Below are 8,216 nucleotides of genomic sequence, written 5' to 3'. Positions count from 1 at the left end.
GCCCCCTCATCGCTGAGGGGGCTTACGTTCCAGGCTTACCCGCTAGGCCTTGCGCATCATCAGCCAGAGGCTTATCAGGAAGAAGCTGGCGCTCGGCAACAGCGCGCCGATGATCGGCGGTATGCCGTAGACCAGGGTCAGCGGGCCGAAAATCTGGTCGAGGACATAGAAGATAAAGCCGAAGCTAATCCCCGTCACCACCCGGACGCCCATCGGCACGCTACGCAGCGGGCCAAAGATAAACGACAGCGCCATCAGCATCATCACCGCCACCGACAACGGCTGGAAGATTTTGCTCCACATATTGAGCTGGTAGCGTCCCGGATCCTGGCCGCTGGACTTCAGGTATTTCACATAGTTGTGCAGCCCGCTGATCGACAGCGCATCCGGATCCAGGGCAACCACGCCCAGTTTGTCCGGCGTCAGGTTGGTTTTCCAGGTGCCGCTCACCATTTGCGACCCGGTCACCTGCTTTGGATCGGTCAGGTCGGATTCATCCACCTGCGACAGACGCCACACTTTATTTTCGCTATCGAATTTTGCCGAAGCGGCATAGCGCACCGACTGTAAACGACGCTCCGGGTTGAAGGCATAGATGCTGACGCCCCCCAGCTCATCGTTGCCTTTCACCCGTTCGATATAGACAAAGTTGTGGCCATCTTTCGCCCACAGCCCCTGCTGGGTTGAGAGCAGCGAGCCGCCGTACATCTGCTGGGCACGGTAGTTGCGCGCCATCTGTTCGCCCTGCGGCGCCACCCACTCGCCGATGGCCATGGTCAGCAGCACCAGCGGGATCGCGGTTTTCATTACCGCCAGCGCTACCTGCAGCCGGGTGAAACCGGATGCCTGCATCACCACCAGTTCGCTGCGCTGGGCCAGCATCCCCAGCCCCAGCAGCGCGCCAAGCAGCGCCGCCATTGGGAAGAAGATCTGGATGTCCTTCGGCACGCTGAGGATGGTGTAGAGACCAGCGCCCAGCGCATCGTAGCTGCCCTGCCCGGACTTTTTCAGCTGATCGACAAACTTGATAATGCCGGAGAGCGACACCAGCATGAACAGGGTCATCATGATGGTGTTGAAAATCGTCTTACCGATATAACGGTCAAGTACGCCAAACGCCTGCATCAGGCCGCTCCTTTATTAAAACGGGCGCGGAAGCGGCGCATCGGCACCGTGTCCCACAGGTTTAACAGCACCGCCAGCGCAAAATAGAGCAGGTTAATCGCCCACATCCAGATAGCCGGGTCCATTTTGCCTTTGCCGCCGTTCGACTTAATCGACGTTTGCAGCAGGAAGAACACCAGGTAAAGCAGCATCGCCGGCAGCATCGACAGCACGCGGCCCTGACGCGGGTTCACCACGCTGAGCGGCACCACCATCAGCGCCATAATGAAGACGGTCGCCACCAGCGTGAAGCGCCAGTGCAGTTCGGCGCGCGCGCGGTCGGTGTGGGTTTTCCACAAGGTGCGCATATCCATCTGTTCGGTGTCGTCCGGATCGGCGCTCACCGCCTGGTGGCCGATAATAGCCTGATAGTTATTGAAGTCGGTAATGCGGAAGTCGCGCAGCATCGCGGTGCCTTCAAAGCGGGTGCCCTTGTTGAGGGTCACCACCTGCGAGCCGTCTTTCTGCTGCGACAGCTCGCCGGAATCCGCCACTACCACCGAGGGGCGCGCATTGCCTTTCGGACGCAGCTGGGCAAGGAAGACGTCATGGAAGCGGTTGCCGTTGACGCTTTCGATAAACATCACCGCGTTACCATCGCTGGCCTGCTGGAACTGGCCCTGGGCCAGCGCCGCCATACCGGGGTTAGCTTTAGCTTCGGCCAGCACTTCGTCCTGATGGCGCGACGACCACGGCCCCGCCCACATAACGTTGACCGCCGCCACCGCGCCGGTGAACAGCGCGAGGATCATCGCCGCCTTGATCAGCACGGCTTTGCTCAGGCCGCAGGCGTGCATCACCGTAATTTCACTTTCGGTGTACAGCTTGCCGAGGGTCATCAGCAGGCCAAGGAACAGACTTAACGGCAGGATAAGCTGCGCCATCTCCGGGATGCCGAGCCCCAACAGCGAGAGCACCAGATTGGTTGGGATATCGCCATCCACCGCGGCGCCGAGGATCCTGACTAATTTCTGACAAAAGAAAATCAGTAACAGGATGAATAGGATCGCCAACTGGCTTTTCAGCGTCTCACGAACCAGATATCTTATGATTATCACTATAAATACGCCCGTAAAAACCCGTTTTAGTGCAGGAAAATTGCTTGTTTCATGGCTTAAACGTCATTTATTCTCTTTGGTCGTCGAAAACGTCGCTAAGATTAAATGACTCATCGGTTCTGCATGTCAGGATCTTTTCTGACGAACCCAGGCCTTAATAACGTTAAGATTAACACGAAGTCACCGCAACAGCGGATATGAGTTACGAAAGCTTGCAATTATATACTCAATGGATTTCGAGTTGTAAGAAGGCAGCAGGGCTGTGGCCCCTGGCGCGCACAATGTGCCACGTCAGGGTAAGCAGGCGCAGCCGGCGCATCTGCAACTTGAAAGGCGACGAGTATAGCCGTAGCCACCACTGTTGTCTTTAAGATTCAGGAGCATAGTGCATGGAGTTCAGTGTAAAAAGCGGTAGCCCGGAGAAGCAGCGGAGCGCCTGTATCGTGGTCGGCGTCTTTGAACCACGTCGCCTCTCCCCCATCGCCGAACAACTCGATAAAATCAGCGACGGCTACATCAGCGCCCTGCTGCGTCGCGGCGAGCTGGAAGGCAAACCTGGCCAGACGTTATTGCTGCACCATGTGCCAAACATTCTGTCTGAGCGCATTCTGCTGATTGGCTGCGGCAAAGAGCGCGAGCTGGATGAGCGTCAGTATAAGCAGGTCATCCAGAAAACCATCAATACCCTGAATGATACCGGCTCAATGGAAGCCGTCTGCTTCCTGACCGAGCTGCACGTCAAAGGCCGTAACAACTACTGGAAAGTTCGCCAGGCGGTTGAAACCGCTAAAGAGACGCTGTACAGCTTCGACCAGCTGAAGACCAACAAAAGCGAGCCGCGTCGCCCGCTGCGTAAAATGGTCTTTAACGTGCCGACCCGTCGCGAGCTGACCAGTGGCGAACGCGCCATTCAGCATGGCCTGGCGATTGCCGCCGGCATCAAAGCGGCGAAAGATCTTGGCAATATGCCGCCGAACATCTGTAACGCCGCCTATCTGGCCTCNCAGGCGCGTCAGCTGGCCGATACCTACAGCAAAAACGTCATCACCCGGGTGATCGGCGAACAGCAGATGCGCGAGCTGGGGATGAACGCCTACCTCGCCGTCGGCAATGGGTCGCAGAACGAGTCGCTGATGTCGGTCATCGAATATAAAGGTAACCCGGCTGAGGACGCGCGCCCTATCGTGCTGGTCGGTAAAGGCCTGACCTTCGACTCTGGCGGTATCTCCATCAAGCCTGCCGAAGGCATGGACGAGATGAAGTACGACATGTGCGGCGCGGCGGCGGTGTACGGCGTGATGCGGATGGTTGCCGAACTGCAGCTGCCGCTGAACGTCATCGGCGTGCTGGCGGGCTGTGAAAACATGCCTGGCGGCCGCGCCTATCGTCCGGGTGACGTCCTGACCACTATGTCCGGCCAGACGGTGGAAGTGCTGAACACCGACGCCGAAGGCCGCCTGGTGCTGTGCGACGTCCTGACCTACGTTGAGCGCTTCGAGCCGGAAGCGGTTATCGACGTGGCGACGCTGACCGGGGCCTGCGTGATTGCCCTCGGCCATCACATCACCGGCCTGATGTCGAACCATAACCCGCTGGCCCATGAGCTGATCGGCGCCTCCGAACTGGCGGGCGACCGCGCATGGCGTTTGCCGCTGGCCGACGAGTTCCAGGATCAGCTGGAGTCCAATTTTGCCGATATGGCGAACATTGGCGGCCGTCCTGGCGGCGCGATCACCGCCGGCTGTTTCCTGTCGCGCTTCACCCGCAAGTACAACTGGGCGCACCTCGACATCGCCGGTACTGCCTGGCGTTCCGGTAAGGCCAAAGGCGCGACCGGTCGTCCGGTGGCGCTGCTGTCGCAGTTCCTGCTCAATCGTGCGGGTTTTAACGGCGAAGAGTGATGTGACATGCCGGGTGGCGGCGATGCCTTACCCGGCTTACAAACGGCAGCACACTGTAGGCCGGGTAAGCGTAGCGCCGCCCGGCTTTGCATTTAAATCCACAACAAGAAGCCCCATATATGAAAAACGCAACGTTCTATCTTCTGGACAATGACGCCACCGTCGACGGCCTGAGCGCCGTCGAGCAGCTGGTGTGTGACATTGCCGCAGAACGTTGGCGCAACGGCAAGCGCGTCCTGATCGCCTGCGAAGATGAACAGCAGGCGATTCGTCTCGACGAGGCGCTGTGGTCGCGGCCGCCGGAGAGCTTTGTGCCGCATAATCTGGCGGGCGAAGGCCCGAGAGGCGGCGCGCCGGTAGAGATTGCCTGGCCGCAAAAGCGCAACAGCAGCCCGCGGGATATTCTTATCAGCCTGCGGCTAAACTTTGCAGATTTTGCCACCGCTTTCACAGAAGTGATAGACTTTGTCCCTTACGAAGACAATCTGAAACAACTGGCGCGCGAACGCTATAAGGCGTACCGCATGGCTGGTTTCAACCTGAACACGGCAACCTGGAAATAATGGAAAAGACATACAACCCACAAGATATCGAACAGCCGCTTTACGAGCACTGGGAAAAGCAGGGCTATTTCAAACCGAATGGTGATGAAAGCCAGGAGAGCTTCTGCATCATGATCCCGCCGCCGAACGTCACCGGCAGTTTGCATATGGGTCATGCCTTCCAGCAAACCATCATGGATACCATGATTCGCTACCAGCGCATGCAGGGCAAAAACACCCTGTGGCAGGCCGGTACNGACCACGCAGGTATCGCTACCCAGATGGTGGTTGAGCGTAAGATTGCCGCTGAAGAAGGGAAAACCCGCCACGACTACGGCCGCGACGCCTTTATCGACAAAATCTGGCAGTGGAAAGCGGAATCCGGCGGCACCATTACCCGTCAGATGCGCCGTCTCGGCAACTCCGTGGACTGGGAGCGCGAGCGCTTCACCATGGACGAGGGGCTTTCCAATGCCGTGAAAGAAGTCTTTGTTCGCCTGTACAAAGAAGACCTGATCTACCGCGGCAAACGCCTGGTTAACTGGGACCCGAAACTGCGCACCGCCATTTCCGACCTCGAAGTGGAAAACCGCGAATCGAAAGGTTCCATGTGGCACATCCGCTACCCGCTGGCCGATGGTGCGAAAACCGCTGACGGTAAAGATTACCTGGTGGTCGCCACCACCCGTCCGGAAACCCTGCTGGGCGATACCGGCGTGGCCGTTAACCCGGAAGATCCGCGCTACAAAGATCTGATTGGCAAATTCGTGGTGCTGCCGCTGGTTAACCGCCGCATCCCGATCGTGGGCGACGAGCACGCCGACATGGAAAAAGGCACCGGCTGCGTGAAGATCACCCCGGCGCACGACTTTAACGACTACGAAGTGGGTCGTCGTCACCAGCTGCCGATGATCAACATCCTCACCTTTGACGGCGACATCCGCGAAAGCGCGGAAGTCTACGACACCAAAGGCAATGAATCCGACGTCTACTCCAGCGAGATCCCGGCGGAGTTCCAGAAACTGGAACGCTTCGCGGCGCGTAAAGCCGTTGTTGCGGCAGTTGACGCCCTCGGCCTGCTGGAAGAGATCAAACCGCACGACCTGACCGTCCCTTACGGCGATCGCGGCGGCGTGGTGATCGAGCCGATGCTGACCGACCAGTGGTACGTGCGCGCGGACGTGCTGGCCAAGCCAGCAGTCGAGGCCGTTGAAAACGGCGACATCCAGTTCGTACCGAAGCAGTACGAAAACATGTACTTCTCCTGGATGCGCGATATTCAGGACTGGTGTATCTCCCGTCAGCTGTGGTGGGGTCACCGCATCCCGGCATGGTATGACAACGACGGCAACGTCTACGTAGGCCGTAGCGAAGACGAAGTGCGTCAGGAAAACAACCTGAGCGCCGACGTTGCCCTGCGTCAGGATGAAGACGTTCTCGATACCTGGTTCTCCTCCGCGCTGTGGACCTTCTCCACCCTCGGCTGGCCGGAAAACACCGACGCCCTGCGTCAGTTCCACCCGACCAGCGTGATGGTGTCCGGCTTCGACATTATCTTCTTCTGGATCGCCCGCATGATCATGATGACCATGCACTTCATCAAAGATGAAAACGGTAAACCGCAGGTTCCGTTTAAGACCGTCTACATGACCGGTCTGATCCGCGATGACGAAGGCCAGAAGATGTCCAAGTCCAAGGGTAACGTCATTGACCCGCTGGATATGGTTGACGGCATCACCCTGCCGGAGCTGCTGGAAAAACGTACCGGCAACATGATGCAGCCGCAGCTGGCGGATAAAATCCGCAAGCGTACCGAGAAACAGTTCCCGAACGGCATCGAGCCGCACGGCACCGACGCCCTGCGCTTCACCCTGGCGGCGCTGGCCTCTACCGGCCGCGACATCAACTGGGATATGAAGCGTCTGGAAGGTTACCGTAACTTCTGTAATAAGCTGTGGAACGCCAGCCGCTTCGTGCTGATGAACACCGAAGATCAGGATTGTGGCTTCAACGGCGGCGAAATGGTGCTCTCCCTGGCCGACCGCTGGATCATCGCGGAATTCAACCACACCGTGAAAGCATATCGCGAAGCGCTGGATAACTTCCGCTTCGATATCGCCGCCGGCATCCTGTACGAGTTCACCTGGAACCAGTTCTGCGACTGGTACCTGGAGCTGACCAAGCCGGTTATGAACGGTGGCAACGAAGCGGAGCTGCGCGGGACTCGCCATACTCTGGTCACCGTGCTGGAAGGTCTGCTGCGCCTGGCGCATCCGATCATTCCATTCATTACCGAGACCATCTGGCAGCGCGTGAAAGCGATCTGCGGTATCACCGCCGACACCATCATGCTGCAGCCGTTCCCGCAGTACGATGCTTCTCAGGTGGATGACGCGGCGCTGGCCGACACCGAATGGCTGAAGCAGGCGATCGTCGCCGTGCGTAACATCCGTGCGGAAATGAACATCGCTCCGGGCAAACCGCTGGAACTGCTGCTGCGCGGCTGCAGCAAAGATGCCGAGCGTCGTGTGAACGACAACCGCAGCTTCCTGCTGAACCTGGCGCGTCTGGAAAGCATTACCGTGCTGCCTGCCGATGATAAAGGTCCGGTCTCGGTGACCAAGATTGTCGACGGCGCCGAGCTGCTGATCCCGATGGCGGGCCTCATCAATAAAGAAGATGAGCTGGCGCGTCTGGCGAAAGAAGTGGCCAAAATCGAAGGTGAAATTGGCCGCATCGAGAGCAAGCTGGCCAACGAAGGCTTTGTCGCCCGCGCGCCGGAAGCAGTTATCGCTAAAGAGCGCGAGAAGCTGGAAGGCTACGCGGAAGCGAAAGCGAAGCTGATTGAGCAGCAGGCGGTGATCGCCGCGCTGTGATCCTCCCGCCCCTTGCCACCCGGCAAGGGGCGTTTTTTATGAAACATCCTCGCTTGCGCTTTCCCCTGTCGCGATGTTATTAACATCATCATTCGTCTTTTTTGGGTAATGAGTCATTGTATGAATACGAGCGTCCCCGCGGCGACGTTGCTGCGTCGCATTACGGCGGCAGACAATGCCGCCATCGCCAGGGTCATCCGCCAGGTCTCGGCTGAATATGGCCTGACCGCCGATAAAGGCTATACGGTCGCCGACCCGAATCTCGATGAACTGTATGAGCTGTACAGCCAGCCGGGCTCCGCCTACTGGGTGGTGGAGCAAGAAGGGGAAGTGGTTGGCGGCGGCGGCGTCGCGCCGCTCGCCTGCAGCGAGCCGGATATCTGCGAGCTGCAGAAAATGTATTTTATGACCAGCGCCCGCGGCCAGGGGCTGGCGAAGAAGCTGGCGCTGCTGGCGCTGGACTACGCCCGCGAACAAGGGTTTAAGCGCTGCTATCTGGAAACCACCGCCTTCCTGAGGGAGGCGATCGGCTTATATGAACATCTCGGCTTCGAGCACATTGACGGACCGCTGGGCTGCACCGGCCACGTGGACTGCGAAGTACGGATGCTGAAAACGCTGTAGCGCCTCGATATCGCAGGCGTCCCCGGTAGCGCTGCGCTTACCGGGGCTACA

The 8,216-nt window shown here is 58.7% G+C and carries 6 protein-coding genes; 4 read left to right on the top strand and 2 right to left on the bottom strand.

Translation table 11 applies throughout. The features are described 5' to 3' along the window. Positions 1-42 precede the first annotated feature (42 nt). The gene (lptG, locus tag VZP09_RS23460) at positions 43-1,125 is read right to left on the bottom strand and encodes an LPS export ABC transporter permease LptG (RefSeq protein ID WP_002886956.1); all 1,083 of its coding nucleotides are present in this window, start codon (positions 1,123-1,125) and stop codon (positions 43-45) included. Then, entirely contained in the window at positions 1,125-2,222 is a 1,098-nt protein-coding gene (gene lptF / locus VZP09_RS23455; RefSeq protein WP_002886955.1) for an LPS export ABC transporter permease LptF, read from the bottom strand. The genes lptG and lptF overlap by 1 nt, the downstream gene beginning before the upstream one ends. 389 nt (positions 2,223-2,611) lie before the next feature. On the opposite strand from lptF, the gene pepA reads away from it, so the two are divergent. The 4 genes from pepA (at position 2,612) to VZP09_RS23435 (ending at position 8,165) form a co-directional block, all read left to right on the top strand. Continuing rightward, complete coding sequence (gene pepA / locus VZP09_RS23450) at positions 2,612-4,123, top strand: leucyl aminopeptidase (RefSeq protein WP_002886954.1); 1,512 nt, start codon at positions 2,612-2,614, stop codon at positions 4,121-4,123. Positions 4,124-4,242: 119 nt separating this feature from the next. Next, a complete protein-coding gene (holC, locus tag VZP09_RS23445) occupies positions 4,243-4,686 on the top strand; it encodes a DNA polymerase III subunit chi (protein WP_002886953.1) in 444 nt (147 codons plus the stop codon). Next, a complete protein-coding gene (locus VZP09_RS23440; protein ID WP_002886952.1) occupies positions 4,686-7,541 on the top strand; it encodes a valine--tRNA ligase in 2,856 nt (951 codons plus the stop codon). The genes holC and VZP09_RS23440 overlap by 1 nt, the downstream gene beginning before the upstream one ends. A 120-nt stretch (positions 7,542-7,661) precedes the next feature. Further along, entirely contained in the window at positions 7,662-8,165 is a 504-nt protein-coding gene (locus VZP09_RS23435; RefSeq protein WP_004222194.1) for a GNAT family N-acetyltransferase, read from the top strand. Positions 8,166-8,216: the final 51 nt, after the last annotated feature.

The organism is Klebsiella sp. EMBS2024 (assembly GCF_036233805.1).
Taxonomy (GTDB): domain Bacteria; phylum Pseudomonadota; class Gammaproteobacteria; order Enterobacterales; family Enterobacteriaceae; genus Klebsiella; species Klebsiella pneumoniae.
This window is presented reverse-complemented; position numbering and strand designations above follow the sequence as displayed.

Excerpts from the sequence above, each read along its gene's own strand:
- lptG (WP_002886956.1), bottom strand. The coding sequence starts at position 1,125 with ATGCAGGCGTTTGGCGTACTTGACCGTTATATCGGTAAGACGATTTTC.
- holC (WP_002886953.1), top strand. The coding sequence starts at position 4,243 with ATGAAAAACGCAACGTTCTATCTTCTGGACAATGACGCCACCGTCGAC.
- VZP09_RS23435 (WP_004222194.1), top strand. The coding sequence starts at position 7,662 with ATGAATACGAGCGTCCCCGCGGCGACGTTGCTGCGTCGCATTACGGCG.